A 19,157-nucleotide genomic window follows, 5' to 3' on the forward strand; every position below is an offset into this window, starting at 1 on the left:
GCAATTTTGGCATGAAAAAAAGGGTAATTCAGGAAAATTCAGGTTTTCGTTCAGACATGACTACAATTTGCGCGCATGGCTACCCGTAAAACATCTGAATACAGCGAATCATCGATTCAAGTCCTAAAAGGGCTCGAACCCGTCCGTCAGCGGCCGGGAATGTACACCCGCACTGATAACCCATTGCACATTATTCAGGAGGTGTTAGATAACGCTTCTGACGAGGCATTAGGTGGATTTGGCAAGCAAATCATTGTGACTTTGCATACCGATAGTAGTGTGAGCGTCGAGGATGATGGTCGCGGCATTCCAGTGGGTATTCATCCGACTGAGAAGCTCCCAGTAGTCGAAATCGTCTTCACCCAACTCCATGCTGGCGGTAAATTCGAAAAAGGCACTGGTGGTGCCTATGCCTTCTCTGGTGGTTTGCATGGTGTTGGTGTCTCTGTGACTAATGCCCTATCCAAAAGGCTGGAAGTCACGGTATGGCGTGAGGGTCAGGTCTCTACATTGACCTTTGCTGATGGCAAGGTCATTGAAAAGCTTAAAACCAGTGCCGCTGGCAAAGAGGATAAATCGCACGGTACACGGGTACGGGCATGGCCTGATGGCAAGTATTTTGATAGTGCAGCCATTCCCATGCCTGAACTGATTCGCTTGTTGCGCTCTAAGGCAGTCTTATTGCCAGGCGTAAAAGTGACCCTGATTCAAGAAAAGTCTGGCGAGAGCCAAACTTGGCAATATGCCCAAGGCTTGCGCGGCTACTTAAATGAAGCGATGGCGCAAGCAGGTCACGGAGCGGAAGTCATTCCTCCATTTGAAGGTGAGCAATACGCTACTGGAAACGGAGATGATGACTCCTTTGCTGAAGGCGAGGGCGCAGCCTGGGTTGTGACCTGGACTGAAGATGGTGCACCTGTGCGTGAGAGTTATGTGAACTTGATTCCGACTCCTGCAGGTGGCACGCACGAAAGCGGACTACGTGAAGGCCTTTTTAATGCGGTCAAAGGTTTTATTGAGATGCATGCTTTGCAACCCAAAGGCGTGAAGCTCATGCCTGAGGACGTCTTTGCGCGCGCCTCATTTATTTTGTCTGCCAAGGTCTTGGATCCACAATTTCAGGGACAAATTAAAGAGCGTCTGAACTCTAGAGATGCAGTGCGCTTGGTTTCAGGTTATGCTAAATCTGCATTGGAGCTTTGGCTTAACGAACATGTGGATTACGGTCGCAAATTAGCGGACTTAGTGATTAAGCAAGCCCAAGCTAGAACCCGTGCGGGCCAAAAAGTTGAGAAGAAAAAATCTTCTGGTGTGGCAGTTCTCCCTGGAAAACTTACCGATTGCGAAAGCCAAGACATTAGCCTCAATGAAATTTTCCTGGTTGAGGGAGACTCAGCAGGCGGCTCAGCCAAGATGGGGCGTAATAAAGAGTACCAAGCGATTCTGCCTTTGCGCGGTAAGGTTCTCAATACTTGGGAAGCCGAGCGCGATCGCTTATTTGCGAACAATGAAGTGCATGACATTGCGGTTGCCATTGGCGTGGATCCACATGGTGCTAACGACACGCCCGATCTATCGAATTTGCGTTATGGCAAGGTCTGCATATTGTCTGATGCGGACGTCGATGGCGCGCATATTCAGGTATTGCTGCTCACCTTGTTCTACAAGCATTTTCCTAAGTTAATTGAACTGGGGCATATTCATATTTCTCGGCCACCATTATTTAGAGTGGATGCGCCAGCGCGCGGTAAAAAACCGGCACAAAAGATTTATGCACTCGATGCCAGCGAACTGCAAGCAATTGAAGATAAGTTACGTAAAGACGGCGTCAAAGAGTCAGCTTGGCAAATTTCTCGCTTTAAAGGTTTAGGTGAGATGAGTGCCGAACAATTGTGGGATACCACCCTCAATCCTGATACGCGCCGCCTCTTACCGGTGACCTTGGGCGCATGGACAGAAGATGAAACAATTAAAACAATGGATATGTTGATGGGTAAATCCGAATCCGGGGCGCGTCGTGATTGGTTAGAAGAGCGCGGCAACGAAGTTGAGGCGGACATCTGATGGCGATTAAAAAAACTCCAGGTAGTAATAAACCAGCTGAGCAAGCAGATTTGTTTGATGGTGAGCCAATTGAAATGAATATCGTAGAAGTAGATAAGCCGATTGCAGCTCAGGTGGGCGGACCGAATGATCCGCATGATCCCAAAAAGATTGAGCTCAATGAGGATGACAAAGACAGCCTAACGCTAGCCGTCTACGCTGAACGTGCCTACTTAGATTACGCCATTAGCGTTGTCAAAGGCCGTGCACTACCGGATGTATCCGATGGTCAAAAGCCAGTTCAACGCCGCATTCTGTTTTCGATGAGCGAGATGGGCTTGCGCGCTGATGCTAAGCCTGTAAAGAGTGCGCGTGTGGTTGGTGATGTCCTGGGTAAATTCCATCCACATGGCGATCAATCGGCTTATGACGCATTAGTACGTCTCGCCCAGAGCTTCTCATTACGTTATCCATTAATTGATGGACAAGGTAACTTTGGTTCACGTGATGGTGATGGTGCAGCAGCAATGCGTTATACCGAAGCACGTTTGACTAAGATTGCCGGTTTGTTGCTGAGCGAGATTGATGAAGGTACGGTAGATTTTGCACCGAACTACGATGGATCGTTCCAAGAGCCGAAGTTATTGCCGGCACGCTTACCCTTTGTTTTATTGAACGGTGCATCAGGTATCGCGGTCGGTATGGCTACAGAGATTCCTTCACACAATTTACGGGAAGTAGCCAGCGCAGCCATTGCCTTGATGAAGTCTCCAAAAATGAGCACGTCAGAGTTGCTTGAAATTATTCCTGGTCCAGACTATCCAGGAGGCGGCCAAATTATTTCTTCTCCAGCAGAGATCACGCAGATTTATGAAGCGGGTCGTGGAAGTCTAAAAGTGCGTGCGCGCTGGTCTGTTGAGGAATTGGCTCGTGGCCAGTGGCAAATTGTGGTCAATGAACTGCCACCATCAACTTCATCGCAGCGCGTATTGCAAGAGATTGAAGAGATTACCAATCCTAAAGTGAAGGTTGGTAAGAAGACTTTAACTCCAGAGCAAAGTAATCTCAAATCCACCATCTTGAATGTCCTTGATGGCGTCCGTGATGAGTCGAGCAAAGACGCAGCTGTTCGCTTGGTATTTGAGCCCAAGAGCAAAAATATTGATGTCAATGAGTTTGCCAACTTACTGCTAGCTCACACATCACTTGAATCCAATGCGCCAATGAACTTGGTCATGATTGGTACCGATGGTCGTCCACGTCAAAAAGGCCTTAAAGAAATTATTTCTGAGTGGATTTCTTTCAGGGTCGGCACGGTTACACGGCGCACTCAACATCGCTTAGGCAAAGTGAATGATCGGATGCATATTTTGGAAGGGCGCTTAATCGTTCTTCTGAATATTGATAAGGTCATTAAGATCATTCGCAATAGCGATGAACCTAAAGCTGATCTCATAAAAGAGTTCAAGCTGAGTGATCGTCAAGCAGAAGATATCTTAGACATCCGCTTGCGTCAGTTAGCCCGCCTTGAGGGTATTAAGATTGAGCAAGAGTTAAAAGAGCTTAAGTCTGAGCGTGATGACCTTGAAGGTTTATTGCAGAGCGATACTGTTTTACGCAAACGCATCATCAAAGAAATCGAATCCGACATGAAGGATTTTGGTGACGATCGCCGCACTCTGATTCAGGAAGATAAGCGTGCTGTAGCTGAGACTAAGGTATTAGACGAGCCTGTCACCGTGATTGTGTCGCAAAAAGGTTGGGTGCGCGTTCGTCAAGGTCATGAGCATGATGCAACGCAGTTTGCCTTTAAAGCTGGTGATGCTTTGTATGGCACATTCGAGTGCCGCACCGTTGATGTGATGCAAGGATTTGGTAGTGATGGTCGCGTCTATACCGTTCCCGTAAGTGAGTTGCCTGGCGCACGTGGTGATGGCTCGCCATTAACCAGTTTTGTGAACTTAGCTGCTGGATCACAAATGGTTGCCTACTATGCTGGTCAACCCGATGATCTTGTGTTGATTTCTACTAGATCAGGCAACGGCTTCCTGGCAAACGTAGCAGACATGTCTACCCGCAATAAGGCTGGTAAATCATTTGTTGGTATCGACAGCAAATTTCCAGGTGGTGATGCCCCTCTGGGAGCCGCTAAGGTCATGGCAGGTATGAAGCAGGTAGCTTGCTTGTCTGAAAGCTCTAAGTTATTAGTGTTCCCGCTCGATGAGCTGAAGCGCTTACCGACTGGTGGTAAAGGTGTCATTCTGATGGGCTTGGATGATAAAGAGAAGCTGGCTTCTGCCATTGCGGTTGGACCTGACGGCGCTACGTACTCCGGTGCGGGTCGCGCTGGTAAGCCAACGGAGTTAAGTCTCGATGCGAAAACCTTGAAGTCGTTTGCAGGTAATCGTGCCCGTAAAGGTCACTTCGTAGAGCCCCGACTCAAGGACGGAAAACTCAAAGCAAACTAAGAAGCTAAGCTAGTTTTGCTAAATTAAAAAACCCGGTCATGATTGATCGGGTTTTTTATTGGCGCTTAAACCTTCTGAGGTATTGGTACGCCGTACTTGACGGCAATCACTTCAGCCAAGATGGATACGGCGATCTCGGGCGGAGTCAATGCGCCAATAAATAAACCAACGGGTCCGTGAAGACGTTCAACTTGTTCCTGCGTCACATCAAATTCCAGTAAACGGGCTTTCCGTTTCTGAGTATTGATTCTGCTACCCAGTGCTCCCACATAAAAAGCGGGAGACTTCAATGCCTCCATCAAGGCCATGTCATCCAGTTTGGGATCATGCGTTAAGGCAACAACCGCCGTATGGGAGTCAACCCCAATTTCTAGCAACACATCATCTGGCATACCCTTGATAAACTGAATCTGTTCACGATTAATCCCTTCTGCATACTCTTCGCGTGGGTCAATGACGATCACTTCAAAGTCCGATGCAAGAGCAAAGTCAGCGGTGTACAGCGATAGTTGTCCTGCGCCAATGATCACCATGCGCCAGCGAGGACCATAGGTGGTTTTCATGAAGTGCTCATCGCAAATAAATGCCTGATTACGATTACCAGCTTCGAGTGTCGATTTGCCAATCGAAAGATCAACTGTGCGCGAAGTGATTTGATGATTGCTGATGGACTCTAGAATGGCTTCCAAAATAGCCAGCTCTGGTTTGGGCTCGACGAGCAATCGTAGCGTGCCACCACAGGGCAGGCCAAATCGCGCAGCCTCTTGTTGACTAACGCCATAGACCACCATTTCTGGTAAATCTCGAGTCAGGATTTCGGTTTGTACTCGGCGAATCAGATCATCCTCGACACATCCACCAGAAACTGATCCAGTAACTTGTCCATCACCTCGAATGGCCAGCCAAGATCCAACAGGTCTTGGAGCGGAACCCCAAGTCTGGACAACTGTAGCTATGGCAACCGGATGGCCCGATTTGAGCCAATCCACCGCTGCTTTTAATACGCTTAAATCAGTACTATTCATTTCCTGCCATTAATTTCTTACGTTAAATTTTTTATATTTATTATTTTTGCTAGCAATCTAATTATTATCACCCTAATGACAAGTTCTAGCCCATCTGCCCATGATTCACAATTGCGTATAGCTGCGCTCTTATTGGCAGCTGGCGAGGGCAGTCGACTCGGTTCACATCCGAAGGCTTTACTTCACCGTGATGGGAAAACGCTTTTAGAGCTTTTTTCGAGTGCAATTCAAGGGTTTAGTCCTGTCGAATGCATTGTGGTCACCGGCTTCCACGCGCAGTTAATCGAGTCTGAAATTGCAAAAATGAATACCTCTTTGACTCATCCGATGAAGATCATCAGAAATGGATCGCCAGAAGAGGGTCAACCGTCATCTGTTCGCTTGGGCCTGGAATCACTACGAACTAACTTTGATGTCTTGCTTGTTGCGCTATCGGATCAGCCTGAAGTTGGCGCAAAGGAAATACAAGAATTACTTGACGAATACGCTAAGCGAGAAGATGGTCAGGAAATCATTCTGCCAATGGTAGATGGAAGACGTGGCAATCCTGTTTTATTTTCCTACCAAGCAGTCTTAGATGTATTAGCCCAACCAGGTATGGTTTGTCGAGACTACATGGATACCCATCACGATAAGGTAAGGGCAATGCACACCAGTAATCAGGCATTTGTGATGGATGTCGATACACCAGAAGACATCCAGAGGCACAAATTAAAGCGATTTAGTTTTTAAATCTCAGCAATCAGTTCAATTTCAACGCAAGCACCCAGAGGAATTTGCGCCACACCAAACGCGCTACGAGCATGTTTTCCTGCATCACCAAAGACTTCAAACAGCAGTTCCGAACAACCATTCACTACTATGTGCTGCTCAGTAAACTCCGAGGTCGAATTCACTAAACCCATCACTTTGACTATGCGCTTTACTTTATCCAGTGAGCCTAAGTGATTTTGTAGTGTGGCCATTAAATCAATTGCAATGGATTTAGCTGCAGCTTTACCAGTATCAGTATCCATATCAAGACCCAGCTTACCAACCCAGGGCTTACCATCTTTTTTGGCAATATGGCCGGAGAGGAAAACGGTATTGCCAGTCGTTGCAGCCATGACATAGGCAGCAGCAGGGGGCCCAGGCGGAGGTAATTCAATACCAAGAGTTTTCAGGCGATCGCTAATGTGATTTGTCATAGAGTTTTAGTAAAGAAATAAATAAAGAAAAAAGGAGAGAATAAAGAGGGGCTGATGTAAATATTACTGGATTACTTTGAGAGTTGACGCATAGCGCTCTCGAGACCATTTAAGGTCACAGGATACATCCGGTCTTTCATGAGACCTTTCATGATGTCGATCGATTGACGATATTGCCAAACCGATTCTGGTTCTGGATTGAGCCAGGCAAAGTGAGGGAAGTGGTCAATGAGGCGATTAATCCACGCTGCACCAGTTTCTCGATTGTTGTACTCAACCGATCCATTGGGGCTCAGAATCTCATAAGGAGACATAGTGGCGTCTCCAATGAAAATGAGTTTGTAGTCGGGGCCATATTTATTAATGATGTCTTGGGTTGCATTGACTTGATCGCGTCTGCGACGATTACTTTGCCAGAGATATTCGTATACGCAGTTATGAAAGTAGTAATACTCTAAGTGCTTGAATTCTGTTTTGACGGCCGTAAATAATTCAGAGATGCGCGCAATGTGATCATCCATTGAACCGCCCACATCCATTAGCAATAAGACTTTGACTTGATTGTGACGCTCAGGTCGCATTTGGATGTCAAGCACTCCTGCGTTTGCAGCGGTAGAGTGGATGGTCTTATCGAGATCTAGCTCCAGATTCGAGCCTTCTCTAGCGAAGCGGCGTAACCGCCGTAGGGCCATTTTGATATTGCGCGTCCCTAGACTAAGATCACTGTCATAGTCTTTAAACTCCCTGGCTTCCCAGACTTTAATAGCCGTTCGATTACCCGCACTCTCGCCACCAATACGAATGCCCTCAGGATGGTAGCCGCTATGTCCAAAGGGTGATGAGCCTCCCGCACCGATCCATTTATTACCACCACCATGCCATTCTTTTTGTTCTTTCAAAAGCTCTTGAAGTCGCTTTTGTAATGCTTCTGGGCCACCTAGTTTTTGGAGTGCCGCCTTTTCTTCTTCGGTTAATACGCGTTGCAATTTTTTCTCAAGCCAGTCCAAGGGAATATCGGGAGCTAGCGCCATGATCTGTTCTACACCATTGAAGTAGGAGCCAAACACTTGATCGAATCGATCAAAGTGCTGCTCATCTTTGACTAAGGTCATCCGGGCCAGTTGATAAAACTCATCAATTGAGGGTTCAATGACACCTTCCTTTAGGGCCTCAAGCAGTGTTAAAAATTCTCGAACAGAAACAGGCACCTTGGCCTCTTTGAGATTCAGAAAGAATTGAATCAACATGATTCAGTTATGGAAAAAATTAGCTTGTTAGATCAGCGGTGATTGCGGTTCATCATCACTAAACGCTCAAAGAGGTGAATATCTTGTTCGTTTTTAAGAAGTGCACCATGCAACGGAGGGATCGTAATTTTGTCATCACCGCTATACAAGGCGTCAGCAGGAGTATCTTCTGCAAGCAGTAGCTTTAACCAATCGATGAGTTCAGAGGTGGAAGGTTTCTTTTTTAAGCCTGGTAAAGAGCGGATTTGATAAAAAGATTGGAGTGCAGCTTCTAATAATTCTTGCTTGATATTGGGATGGTGGACATCAACAATACTCTGCATCGTTCCTGCATCTGGAAAAGAGATGTAGTGGAAGAAGCAGCGGCGCAAAAATGCATCTGGCAATTCTTTTTCATTATTTGATGTGATGATGACAAGAGGGCGGTGCTTCGCTTTAATCAACTCACGCGTTTCGTATACGTAGAACTCCATACGGTCGATTTCTCGTAAGAGGTCGTTTGGGAATTCAATATCGGCCTTATCAATCTCATCAATCAGCAAAACTACGGGTTCATCTGCTTCAAATGCTTGCCAAAGGACGCCCTTAACTATGTAATTGCGAATGTCGTTTACTTTTTCATCGCCAAGCTGAGAGTCTCTTAACCTGCTAACGGCATCGTATTCATAAAGGCCTTGTTGAGCCTTGGTGGTTGATTTAATATGCCATTGCATCAGAGGCATCTGCAAAGCTGCAGCCACTTCCTCGGCCAGCATGGTTTTACCTGTTCCCGGCTCTCCTTTAATTAACAGCGGGCGCTGAAGTTGTATCGCCGCGTTGACAGCCAATTTCAAGTCATTAGTGGCTACATAGCTTTTCGAGCCGTCGAAACGGGATTGGATCTTAGTCATGGTGAGGGCAATCAGTTTGTCTGTAAATAGCCATCAAGTATAGGTAAAAGGATTGGCATTTTCAGTGTTTTTACTCATTTCAAGGGGTGAAAACAGGGTATCTTGGCTCGTCTCCGCTATACTCTTCCAAATTGATTTGAATCAAACTCGTTAATAATGATTTCTATGAAAAAACACCTCATTCTTTCCCAATTGACTCTCTGCGCTGGTCTAGCTCTTGCCGGATTCTCAGCTCAAGCTCAAGACGTTAAAGGTTCTGCTCAAGCTGGACAGGGCAAGGTTTGGCTCTGTATTGGTTGCCACGCCATTCCTGACTACCGCGCTGACTATCCTTTGGTCTACAAAGTTCCCATGATTGGTGGTCAAAACGCCGCTTATATTGCTAGCTCCTTAGCTGCATACAAAAAAGGTGAAAGAAAGCATCCAACCATGCGTTCTATCGCGGGTAGCTTGTCTGATCAAGACATGGCTGATCTCGGCGAATACTATGCTGCGCAAACTGCCAGCTCACCAAATAATCCATTGAAGTGATATTTAGAGGCACGTTTATGAAATTCGCACTAATTACCGCCATTTTGTTGTCAAGCATTGGTGTAGCTCAAGCAGCCAGCGCCGAAAAAGGCCAAGCACTGGTAGAAAAAGGCAACTGTGCCTCCTGCCACGGCGCCGGGCTGAATGCGCCAATCTTGCCTGCATACCCAAAGTTAGCTGGCCAGCATGCTGATTACCTTTACTATGCATTGCGTGCTTACCAAGTTGGCGGCTCTAATCCCCAGTTTGGCCGTAACAATGCAGTAATGTCTTCTCAGGCTAAGCCCTACAGCGATGCTGATCTTCACGACATGGCTGCTTACATCGCTAAATTGCCTGGTAACTTTGTTATCAAGAAGTAAATTACTTAGTTAGATCCAAACGAAAAGGCTTAGGTTAATCACCTAAGCCTTTGTTTTTTAAGTATTTAAAGCGCACTTCTTATTTTGTGGCCTCAAGCCCTCTAGCAAGGTGATTGCGCATAGCCAGCTCTGCCGCTATGGGGTCTCTTTTGAGAATGGCCTGAAGAATTTCCCGATGCTCAAGCAGTGAGCTTAAAAGGCGATCCCCTCTACTTAAAGAATCACGCCTTTGGAGTTTGAGCACTTTGCGCAGATCGTCGATAACCCCGTTCATCCACTTATTTCCTGCGATTTCTTGGATTAATTCGTGAAATTTGACGTTAAATTCAAAAAACTGCCCGATATCTCGATCTGCCGCTGCCTTTTCTAACCGGTGGTGCAGATCATCTAATTGGGTTAACTGTGCCTCGGTAGCCTTAATTGCAGTTTCTTTAGCCGCCTGACCCTCCAGTAGGGAGAGAACAGTAAAGATTTGCTCTAAATCACCTCTGTCAACCTCAGTGACATAAGAGCCTTTATTCATTTTGCTTGTTACTAGACCCTCGGAGGCAAGAACCTTGATAGCCTCCCGCATGGGTGTCCGGCTGATTCCGAACGCTATTGCCAGACTTTGTTCATCTAGCCAGCTTCCGGGAGCTAATTCATGGGAGAAGATTTGCGCGCGCAATCGTTCGGCAACATCTTCATATAGAGGTCTGTTAATTAGTTTTGTATTCATAATTATGTATACAGTATCTAGACAAATCTAAAAAAGTCAAGCAAAATGGACTTACAAAACTAGTGATGATGTAAAAAGCCAACCGGGAGTGCTTTGTGAGTACAAGTGAGAAAAAGTCTGCATCGAATTCATCCAATACTTGGCCCAATGTGCCTGATTGTGATTTAGATGCTTGGAAAAAATCAGCCCAAAAGTCAGCGCCCAATGGTGATATTGATAAATTGGGTTGGCAAACGCCGGACGGAATTCATCTGAAGGCTTTATATACTGCCCAAGATACTGAAGGTCTTCAATACACCCATTCTTTGCCAGGCTTTGAGCCATTTGTTCGTGGACCTCAAGCAACGATGTATTCAGTGCGACCTTGGACTATTCGTCAGTACGCTGGCTTCTCCACTGCAGAAGAGTCCAATGCGTTTTATCGCAAGGCGCTAGATGCAGGCGGGCAAGGTGTTTCTGTTGCTTTTGACTTAGCAACGCATCGTGGTTACGACTCTGATCATCCACGCGTGACTGGTGACGTTGGTAAGGCAGGTGTTGCTATTGATTCAGTTGAAGACATGAAAATCTTGTTCGATGGAATTCCACTCGATAAGGTATCTGTTTCGATGACGATGAACGGAGCGGTACTGCCAGTATTGGCTGGTTACATCGTTGCTGGCGAAGAACAGGGCGTAAAACAAGAGTTGCTGTCAGGCACGATTCAGAATGACATTCTGAAAGAGTTTATGGTGCGCAATACTTACATTTATCCACCAGAGCCTTCAATCCGCATTATTGGCGACATCATCGAATACACCGCCAAACACATGCCCAAATTTAACTCGATCTCGATTTCGGGTTATCACATGCAAGAGGCAGGCGCAAACCAAGTACTCGAATTGGCATTCACATTGGCCGACGGTAAAGAGTACGTCAAAACAGCTTTAGCAAAAGGTTTAGATGTTGATGGCTTTGCTGGCCGACTCTCTTTCTTCTTTGCTATTGGCATGAACTTTTACCTAGAGGTCGCCAAGTTACGTGCTGCACGTCTTTTATGGTGGCGCATCATGAAGTCCTTCGAGCCAAAGAATCCAAAGTCCTTGATGTTGCGAACCCACTGCCAAACCTCTGGCTGGTCTTTAACTGAGCAGGATCCGTATAACAACGTTGTTCGCACCACAGTTGAAGCAATGGCCGCTGTATTTGGGGGCACACAATCATTGCATACCAATTCCTTTGATGAAGCGATTGCCTTACCGTCAGAGTTCTCTAGCCGTATAGCCCGAAACACTCAATTAATTCTGCAAGAAGAAACTCACATCACTAGCGTGATCGATCCATGGGCTGGTTCTTACATGATGGAAAATCTCACTCAAGAGATGGCTGATAAAGCCTGGGAGATTGTTCAAGAAGTGGACGCCATGGGCGGCATGACCAAAGCGGTAGAGAGTGGTTGGGCTAAGCTCAAGATTGAGGCTGCAGCCGCTGAGAAACAAGCGAAGATCGATTCAGGTTCTGATGTCATTGTCGGCGTCAATAAATACAAGCTTGGAAAAGAAGACTTGGTGGATGTTTTGATGATTGACAACGATAAGGTTCGAGAAAGCCAAGTTGCTCGCCTAAAAGAGATCAAGGCGAAGCGGGACTCTAAGAAAGTAGAAGCTGCATTAGAAGCATTAACTAAAGCCGCAGAAGAAAATACTGGCAATCTATTGGAATTGGCTGTGCAGGCCATCCGTTTGCGCGCTACGGTTGGCGAAGTTTCTGATGCATTGGAAAAAGTTTACGGGCGCCATCGCGCCGATACTCAAAAGGTGACTGGTGTGTATGCAGCTGCTTATGACTCAGCTGAAGGCTGGGATAAATTGAAGGTCGAGATCGCTGATTTCGCAAAAGACTTTGGTCGTCGTCCGCGAGTGATGATTGCCAAGCTTGGCCAAGATGGTCATGATCGCGGGGCTAAAGTAGTCGCGACCGCCTTTGCTGATTTAGGTTTTGACGTAGACATTGGGCCCTTGTTTCAGACTCCTGAAGAGTGCGCGCGTCAAGCCATTGAGAATGATGTTCATGCCTTAGGAGTTTCTACTTTGGCAGCAGGTCATAAGACTTTAGTTCCTGCCATCATTGCTGAATTGAAAAAGCAGGGTGCCGACGACATTATTGTTTTCGTGGGCGGAGTTATTCCGAGACAAGACTATGAGTTCTTATACGAGGCTGGAGTTAAGGGTATTTACGGCCCAGGAACTCCGATTCCAGCATCTGCAAAAGATGTACTTGAGCAGATTCGTAAATCTGTAAAGCCTGATTAATTCTAAATAAAAAGAAATCAGCATGCTCAATGCGGTAGACCAAGCCTTGGTGAATGATCTCACTGGTGCGCCCTCATCGGCGCAGCGCAGAGCATTGGCCAAGATCATTACTTTGCTTGAATCTACCCGCATGGATCATCGTCATCGTGCTGATGAGGTTCTCAACACTTTATTACCAAAGACAGGTAAGTCATTTCGCTTGGGCATATCAGGCGTACCTGGTGTTGGTAAATCTACTCTCATCGAAACACTAGGCTTGGATTTAATTGCAAAAGGCCATCGTGTTGCGGTTCTAGCCATTGATCCATCTTCGAGCTTATCGGGCGGCTCTATTTTGGGTGATAAGACTCGTATGGAGAGATTATCTGTTCTGGATAACGCCTTTATTCGTCCGAGTCCTTCATCCTGCACATTGGGTGGCGTAGCCGAGAAAACTCGTGAGGCAATGTTGGTTGCTGAGGCTGCAGGATTTGACATTGTGATTGTTGAAACCGTAGGCGTAGGTCAAAGTGAAATTGCCGTTGCCGGTATGACCGATATGTTTCTCTTATTGCAACTACCTAATGCAGGCGATGATCTACAAGCAATTAAAAAAGGTGTGATGGAAATTGCAGATCTGATTGTGATTAATAAGGTGGATATTGATCCCGATGCCGCTATGCGCGCGCAATTGTTTATCACCAGCTCTTTGCGACTATTAGGCTTTCAAGGTAACCCTGACCATGCCACACATCACTTGGAGAATTGGCATCCTACTGTTATGACTATGAGCGCCTTAGAAGGTAATGGCGTTCCTGAGTTGTGGGAAAAAATTCTGCATTTTCAGAAGTTACAAAACGCCAATGGCCAATTAGCATCTCGCCGTAAGCAACAAGCGGGGGCTTGGATGTGGGATCGAATCGATGCGGGCCTCAAAAATGCTTTTCAGAATCACCCAGCAGTACAAGCACTTTTACCCAGCCTGAGCGCTGAGGTGAATCAAGGAACTATGGCCGCCTCTGTTGCTGCGAGACGTTTGCTCGAGGCAATGGGCCACGAATTTTTCTAAGGGAATAGTTATGAAAGAAATCATTCAACAGCTAGAAGCAAAGCGTGAGCTCGCCAGATTAGGTGGTGGGCAAAAGCGTATTGCTGCTCAACACTCCAAAGGTAAGTTAACTGCACGCGAGCGTATTGAGCTCTTGCTTGATGCCGGCACCTTTGAAGAGTGGGATATGTTTGTTGAGCATCGTTGTCATGACTTTGGTATGGCTGATCAGACCGTTCCCGGTGATGGCGTCGTTACAGGCTACGGCATGATCAATGGTCGCTTAGTCTTTGTATTTTCACAGGACTTTACCGTGCTGGGCGGCTCGCTTTCTGAGGCCCATGCCGAGAAAATTTGCAAGATCATGGATCAGGCACTCAAAGTAGGCGCACCTGTAATCGGTTTAAATGATTCTGGTGGCGCACGTATTCAAGAGGGCGTTGCTTCCTTAGGTGGCTATGCTGAAATTTTCCAGCGCAATGTCACCGCTTCGGGCGTAATTCCACAGATCTCCTTGATCATGGGCCCATCAGCGGGCGGCGCTGTTTACTCACCCGCACTCACAGACTTCATCTTTATGGTGAAGGACAGTTCTTATATGTTTGTGACGGGCCCAGAAGTCGTGAAGACGGTGACGCACGAGGATGTCACTGCTGAAGAGCTTGGTGGCGCAATAACTCACTCGACTATTTCAGGGGTTTGCGACCTCGCCTTTGATAATGATGTTGATGCCATCATGATGCTTCGTCGCTTCTTTAACTATCTTCCATTATCTAATCGTGAAAAGCCGCCCATGATTAATGGGGCGCAGCGTACCGAAGAGCCTGATTACTCGCTCGATACCTTGGTGCCAAGCAACCCTAATCAACCTTACGATATGAAAGAGTTGATTGGAAAAATTGTCGATGATGGTGAGTTCTTTGAGCTCCAGCCAGATTACGCTAAAAATATCTTGATCGGTTTTGCGCGCATGGAAGGTCGCTCGATTGGCATCGTCGCTAACCAGCCTTTGGTTTTAGCTGGCTGCTTAGATATCAAAGCCTCTATCAAGGCTGCACGTTTTGTTCGCTTTTGCGACGCTTTCAATATTCCGGTAGTGACCCTAGTTGATGTACCAGGATTTATGCCAGGTACATCTCAAGAATATGGCGGCATTATTAAGCATGGTGCCAAGTTGCTTTACGCTTATGCGGATTGCACCGTTCCTAAGGTCACGCTAATCACTCGCAAGGCTTATGGTGGAGCCTATGACGTGATGGCCTCTAAACACTTGCGTGGTGATGTGAACTTTGCTTGGCCGTCAGCTGAAATTGCCGTGATGGGCCCAAAAGGGGCTGTTGAAATTATTTTCCGCGAAGAAAAATCTGACCCGGCAAAAATTGCGGCTCGGGAAGCAGAGTACAAGGCTAAGTTTGCCAATCCATTTGTAGCTGGTCGTCGTGGCTATATCGATGATGTGATCCTACCCCATGAGACACGTAAGCGTATCTCAAGGTCTTTGGCAATGCTCAAGGATAAGGTGCTCACCAATCCATCGCGCAAACACGGCAATATTCCTCTTTAAGGCGCCGAAATAATCATGACTACGAAAATGTTTAAGAAAATTTTGATTGCTAACCGCGGCGAGATTGCTTGCCGTGTGATGAAAACCGCTAAAAAGATGGGCATTAAGACAGTTGCTGTCTACTCTGAAGCTGATAAAGAAGCACGTCATGTTCAGATGGCTGATGAAGCGGTTTGTATCGGGCCTGCACCTTCACGTGAATCTTATCTAGTGATGGATCGTATTATTCAGGCCTGTAAAGAGACAGGCGCCGAAGCGGTTCACCCTGGCTACGGTTTCTTATCGGAGAACGAGCAATTTGCACGTCGTTGTGAGGAAGAGGGGATTATTTTTATTGGCCCCAAGCATCAATCTATCGCAGCAATGGGTGACAAGATTGCTTCCAAGAAGCTTGCCTTAGAGGCCAAGGTTAATACGATTCCCGGATTTAATGAAGCGATTGAAAAAGCGGAAGATGCTGTCAAGATTGCTCAGGGTATTGGTTATCCCGTCATGATTAAGGCGTCTGCAGGCGGTGGCGGCAAAGGTTTACGTGTTGCCTTTAACGACAAAGAGGCTTTCGAGGGATTTACAGCCTGCCGTACTGAAGCTCTTAATAGCTTCGGCGATGATCGTGTCTTTATTGAAAAATTTGTTGAAGGCCCTCGTCATATCGAGATTCAGGTGCTGGGCGATGCACATGGCAATATCGTGTATCTCGGTGAGCGTGATTGCTCGATTCAGCGACGTCATCAAAAGGTGATTGAAGAGGCGCCGTCTCCATTTATTGATCCCGCAACCCGCAAGGCCATGGGCGAGCAAGCCGTTGCTTTAGCAAAGGCAGTTAACTATCAATCAGCTGGTACCGTAGAGTTCGTAGTAGGTAAAGATAAGTCCTTTTACTTCCTTGAGATGAATACCCGTTTACAAGTTGAGCACCCAGTGACTGAAGGTATTACTGGTCTTGATTTAGTCGAGCAGATGATTCGTGTGGCTGCTGGTGAAAAGCTAGCATTCAAGCAGGAAGATATTAAGCTCGATGGTTGGTCGATGGAGTGCCGTATTAACGCAGATGATCCATTTCGTAACTTCTTGCCCTCAACAGGCCGACTAGTCAAATACCGCCCACCAGCAGAGCTAGATGGTGTGCGGGTAGATACAGGCGTTTATGAGGGCGGTGAAATCCCGATGTATTACGACTCCATGATTGCCAAATTGATTGTGCATGGCAAGGATCGTACTGAGGCAATTGAAAAAATGCGCGCTGCGCTCAATGACTTTGTCATTCGCGGCATCCACTCAAACATTCCTTTTCAAGCAGCTTTATTGCAGCACCCACGCTTTGTATCTGGCGACTTTACTACCGGCTTTATTGCTGAAGAGTACCCTGATGGATTCAAAAAGGATTCTGTACAACCTTCGGACTCTCAGCGTTTGGCAGCCCTAGCGGCATTTATGCGTTATCGCTACCTTGAGCATATCAAAATGATTGATGGTCAGTTGGCAGGTCATGAGATGACCATTGCTAAGAAATTTGTAGTGGTTACAGGATCACGCGTCGGATCACATGATGTAATGCAAGAAGTCCCTGTTCGTGTTGATCTAAAGGATGGCGTCTATTCGGTTTATGTTGAAGAGGAAAGCGATGTTAGTCGTTACAACATCGTTAGCGATTGGCGCCCAGGACAAATTTGCTTGCATGCAACAATCAATGGCACTCATAAAATCACTGCACAGGTAGAGCGTAATGATGTGAAATACACCCTCGTTTTAGACGGTGCGCATTACGAGTGTATGGTCTTAAGCCCATTAGGTGCTGAACTTCAGCGCCGTATGCTGAAGAAAGTTCCGCCAGACACTTCCAAATTAGTCATGTCACCAATGCCAGGTCTGTTGACTAATATTTCCGTCAAAGTTGGCGAGGCTGTTACAGCTGGGCAGAAATTGGCTGCAATTGAAGCAATGAAGATGGAGAACACGCTGGTTGCTGCTCAGGATGGTGTAGTTGCTGAAATATGCGCCAATATTGGTGAAAGTTTGGCCGTCGATCAGTTGATCATTCGCTTTGAATAAGGCCAGTCATGACTAAACCATTCAAGATATTAGGGATTCAGCAGATTGCTATTGGCGGCGAAGATAAGGATCGTCTACGCAAGCTTTGGGTTGACTTATTGGGCTTTGAGTACAAGAGTACTTTTGTATCTGAGCGTGAGAACGTAGATGAAGATATTTGCGCTATCGGTAAAGGGGCTCACGAGATTGAAGTGGATTTGATGCAACCATTTGATATTGAAAAGAAGCCAGCTGTTCATCAAACACCACTTAATCACATTGGTTTATGGGTTGATGATCTTCCTAGGGCTGTCGAATGGTTATCTGCACAAGGTCTTCGTTTTGCTCCTGGTGGGATACGCAAGGGTGCAGCTGGCTATGACATTACTTTTGTTCATCCCAAAGGTAATGAAGAGTTTCCATTTTGCGGTGAGGGTGTGTTGATTGAGCTTGTTCAAGCGCCGCCAGATATCATTGCGGGTCTGAGTTCTTAAATAACTAGAGAGTCCCAATTGACCCATATATTGGCCATCGACACCTCATCAGCTTGGTGTTCGGTGGCTTTATCTTTAAACGATGCTGCGCCAATAGTTCGCCACCAAAATGTGTCAGCTGGCGCCAGTCAACTTTTGCTGCCTTGGGTACAAGAGTTGTTATCTGAAGCCTCAATTGAACTTGCCGACCTCGATGCCATTGCAATAGGAATCGGGCCTGGAGCCTTTACAGGTGTCCGTCTTGGGGTTGCTGCTGTTCAGGGTTTGGCAACAGCAGCTCGCTTGCCGGTAATTCCAGTTGCTAGCCTAGATGCCATTGCCAGCCAACTAGTTCAAACTTCTGCATTTATTACCTCTGGAGCCCAGTCTTTTGTCATTGCTGTTGATGCTCGAATGCAAGAGGTTTACTGGGCCAGCTATCAACTGGGATCAACTCTATTGCCTCAGCGCCAGGGTGATATTCATCTGACCGCTCCAGAGGGAGTCGAGCTCTTGCAGATTGATTTTTTAGCGGGTAGTGCAATTACGGAGTTTGGTGATTGTCTCTTTACTAGTGCTCCCAGCCCATTTTCTAGCACTCATCTTGATTCAAGTATCGGGGTCAATGCCTTAGGTGTTTTAGCTTGCGCCAAAGATATGTGGAGTAAGGGTCTGCAACAAGATGTTCACCTATTAGAGCCCTTATATATACGCAATAAGGTAGCGCTGACCTATGCGGAGCGTAGTCAACAGCATGGTTGATAGCCTTCACTCTGCGCAATCGAATACTGAAGGTATTTCAGAGCTTTCTTTTCTGCCTATGGCTGCTGCAGATTTAGATTCCGTGATTGCTATCGAATCTGTTTCGCATATTCATCCATGGACTAAAGGTAATTTTTCAGACTCATTGGCTGCAGGTCATTGGGCTTATTGTGTGAGACCCCAATTAGCAGATCCAGTAAAAGGTAGTTATTTAGACCCAGATATTCTTTGGGCCTATTGCATCCTATTTCCAGCTGTGGATGAGTTACATCTTCTGAATATTACGGTTTCACCAAAATTACGTCGCTTGGGTATCGGCGTAAAAATGATGAATGCGATTGAGGGCGTCGCTGCCCAACAAAATATGCCCCGAATTATTTTAGAAGTTCGGCCCAGCAACGTAGCAGCCCTTCAGCTCTATCAAAGTCTCGGGTATGAGCAGATTGGTTTGCGAAAAAATTATTACCCAGTGGATGCTGCCAATGGCTTACGTGAAGATGCGCTAGTTTTGGCTAAATCGATTAAGCTTGAGGCATGA

The 19,157-nt window shown here is 46.5% G+C and carries 17 protein-coding genes; 12 read left to right on the forward strand and 5 right to left on the reverse strand.

Translation table 11 applies throughout. The features are described 5' to 3' along the window. Positions 1-75 precede the first annotated feature (75 nt). Together C2759_RS05010 and parC are read left to right on the forward strand one after the other, a co-directional pair. On the forward strand, positions 76-2,064 hold the full coding sequence (locus C2759_RS05010) for a DNA topoisomerase IV subunit B (protein ID WP_046330139.1): 1,989 nt from the start codon (positions 76-78) through the stop codon (positions 2,062-2,064). Positions 2,065-2,138: 74 nt separating this feature from the next. Further along, the gene (gene parC, locus C2759_RS05015) at positions 2,139-4,511 is read left to right on the forward strand and encodes a DNA topoisomerase IV subunit A (protein ID WP_251367051.1); all 2,373 of its coding nucleotides are present in this window, start codon (positions 2,139-2,141) and stop codon (positions 4,509-4,511) included. A 65-nt stretch (positions 4,512-4,576) separates the two neighbouring features. Here the strand turns inward: parC and C2759_RS05020 are convergent, their stop codons facing one another. Next, a complete protein-coding gene (locus C2759_RS05020) occupies positions 4,577-5,536 on the reverse strand; it encodes an XdhC family protein (protein WP_046330140.1) in 960 nt (319 codons plus the stop codon). 75 nt (positions 5,537-5,611) lie between these two features. Here C2759_RS05020 and C2759_RS05025 point away from each other — a divergent pair, with 75 nt between their 5' ends. Next, a complete protein-coding gene (locus C2759_RS05025) occupies positions 5,612-6,268 on the forward strand; it encodes an NTP transferase domain-containing protein (protein WP_215356538.1) in 657 nt (218 codons plus the stop codon). Here C2759_RS05025 and C2759_RS05030 read toward each other — a convergent pair. The 3 genes from C2759_RS05030 to C2759_RS05040 all read right to left on the reverse strand — a co-directional run bounded on the left by C2759_RS05030 (position 6,265) and on the right by C2759_RS05040 (position 8,860). After that, entirely contained in the window at positions 6,265-6,723 is a 459-nt protein-coding gene (locus C2759_RS05030) for a RidA family protein (protein ID WP_215356539.1), read from the reverse strand. The genes C2759_RS05025 and C2759_RS05030 overlap by 4 nt on opposite strands. Before the next feature lie 71 nt (positions 6,724-6,794). Then, entirely contained in the window at positions 6,795-7,970 is a 1,176-nt protein-coding gene (locus C2759_RS05035; protein WP_215356540.1) for a VWA domain-containing protein, read from the reverse strand. 32 nt (positions 7,971-8,002) lie between these two features. Continuing rightward, positions 8,003-8,860: a MoxR family ATPase gene (locus C2759_RS05040; protein ID WP_215356541.1), complete on the reverse strand. Its 858-nt coding sequence runs from the start codon at positions 8,858-8,860 to the stop codon at positions 8,003-8,005. Between the two features lie 165 nt (positions 8,861-9,025). Here C2759_RS05040 and C2759_RS05045 point away from each other — a divergent pair, with 165 nt between their 5' ends. After that, the gene (locus tag C2759_RS05045) at positions 9,026-9,391 is read left to right on the forward strand and encodes a cytochrome c (protein WP_215356542.1); all 366 of its coding nucleotides are present in this window, start codon (positions 9,026-9,028) and stop codon (positions 9,389-9,391) included. A 17-nt stretch (positions 9,392-9,408) separates the two neighbouring features. Next, positions 9,409-9,753, forward strand: a complete 345-nt coding sequence (locus C2759_RS05050) for a cytochrome c (RefSeq protein WP_215356543.1) — start codon at positions 9,409-9,411, stop codon at positions 9,751-9,753. A 79-nt stretch (positions 9,754-9,832) separates the two neighbouring features. Here the strand turns inward: C2759_RS05050 and C2759_RS05055 are convergent, their stop codons facing one another. Then, a complete protein-coding gene (locus C2759_RS05055) occupies positions 9,833-10,471 on the reverse strand; it encodes a GntR family transcriptional regulator (RefSeq protein WP_215356544.1) in 639 nt (212 codons plus the stop codon). Positions 10,472-10,620: 149 nt separating this feature from the next. Here C2759_RS05055 and scpA point away from each other — a divergent pair, with 149 nt between their 5' ends. From scpA to rimI, 7 genes are read left to right on the forward strand one after another with little or no spacing between them, the layout of a single operon-like run. Then, entirely contained in the window at positions 10,621-12,762 is a 2,142-nt protein-coding gene (gene scpA / locus C2759_RS05060) for a methylmalonyl-CoA mutase (RefSeq protein ID WP_215356661.1), read from the forward strand. A gap of 22 nt (positions 12,763-12,784) precedes the next feature. Next, complete coding sequence (gene meaB / locus C2759_RS05065) at positions 12,785-13,810, forward strand: methylmalonyl Co-A mutase-associated GTPase MeaB (protein WP_215356545.1); 1,026 nt, start codon at positions 12,785-12,787, stop codon at positions 13,808-13,810. Positions 13,811-13,820: 10 nt separating this feature from the next. Beyond that, positions 13,821-15,353 (forward strand): acyl-CoA carboxylase subunit beta, encoded by a 1,533-nt coding sequence (locus tag C2759_RS05070; protein WP_215356546.1) that lies wholly within the window; start codon positions 13,821-13,823, stop codon positions 15,351-15,353. 27 nt (positions 15,354-15,380) lie between these two features. Further along, positions 15,381-17,405, forward strand: a complete 2,025-nt coding sequence (accC, locus tag C2759_RS05075; RefSeq protein WP_215356662.1) for an acetyl-CoA carboxylase biotin carboxylase subunit — start codon at positions 15,381-15,383, stop codon at positions 17,403-17,405. Positions 17,406-17,413: 8 nt separating this feature from the next. After that, positions 17,414-17,878: a VOC family protein gene (locus C2759_RS05080; RefSeq protein ID WP_215356547.1), complete on the forward strand. Its 465-nt coding sequence runs from the start codon at positions 17,414-17,416 to the stop codon at positions 17,876-17,878. Positions 17,879-17,896: 18 nt separating this feature from the next. Beyond that, positions 17,897-18,619: a tRNA (adenosine(37)-N6)-threonylcarbamoyltransferase complex dimerization subunit type 1 TsaB gene (gene tsaB, locus C2759_RS05085; protein ID WP_251367036.1), complete on the forward strand. Its 723-nt coding sequence runs from the start codon at positions 17,897-17,899 to the stop codon at positions 18,617-18,619. Beyond that, the gene (rimI, locus tag C2759_RS05090; protein ID WP_215356548.1) at positions 18,612-19,157 is read left to right on the forward strand and encodes a ribosomal protein S18-alanine N-acetyltransferase; all 546 of its coding nucleotides are present in this window, start codon (positions 18,612-18,614) and stop codon (positions 19,155-19,157) included. The genes tsaB and rimI overlap by 8 nt, the downstream gene beginning before the upstream one ends.

It is taken from the genome of Polynucleobacter sp. MG-Unter2-18 (assembly GCF_018687675.1).
In the GTDB taxonomy this organism is placed as follows: domain Bacteria; phylum Pseudomonadota; class Gammaproteobacteria; order Burkholderiales; family Burkholderiaceae; genus Polynucleobacter.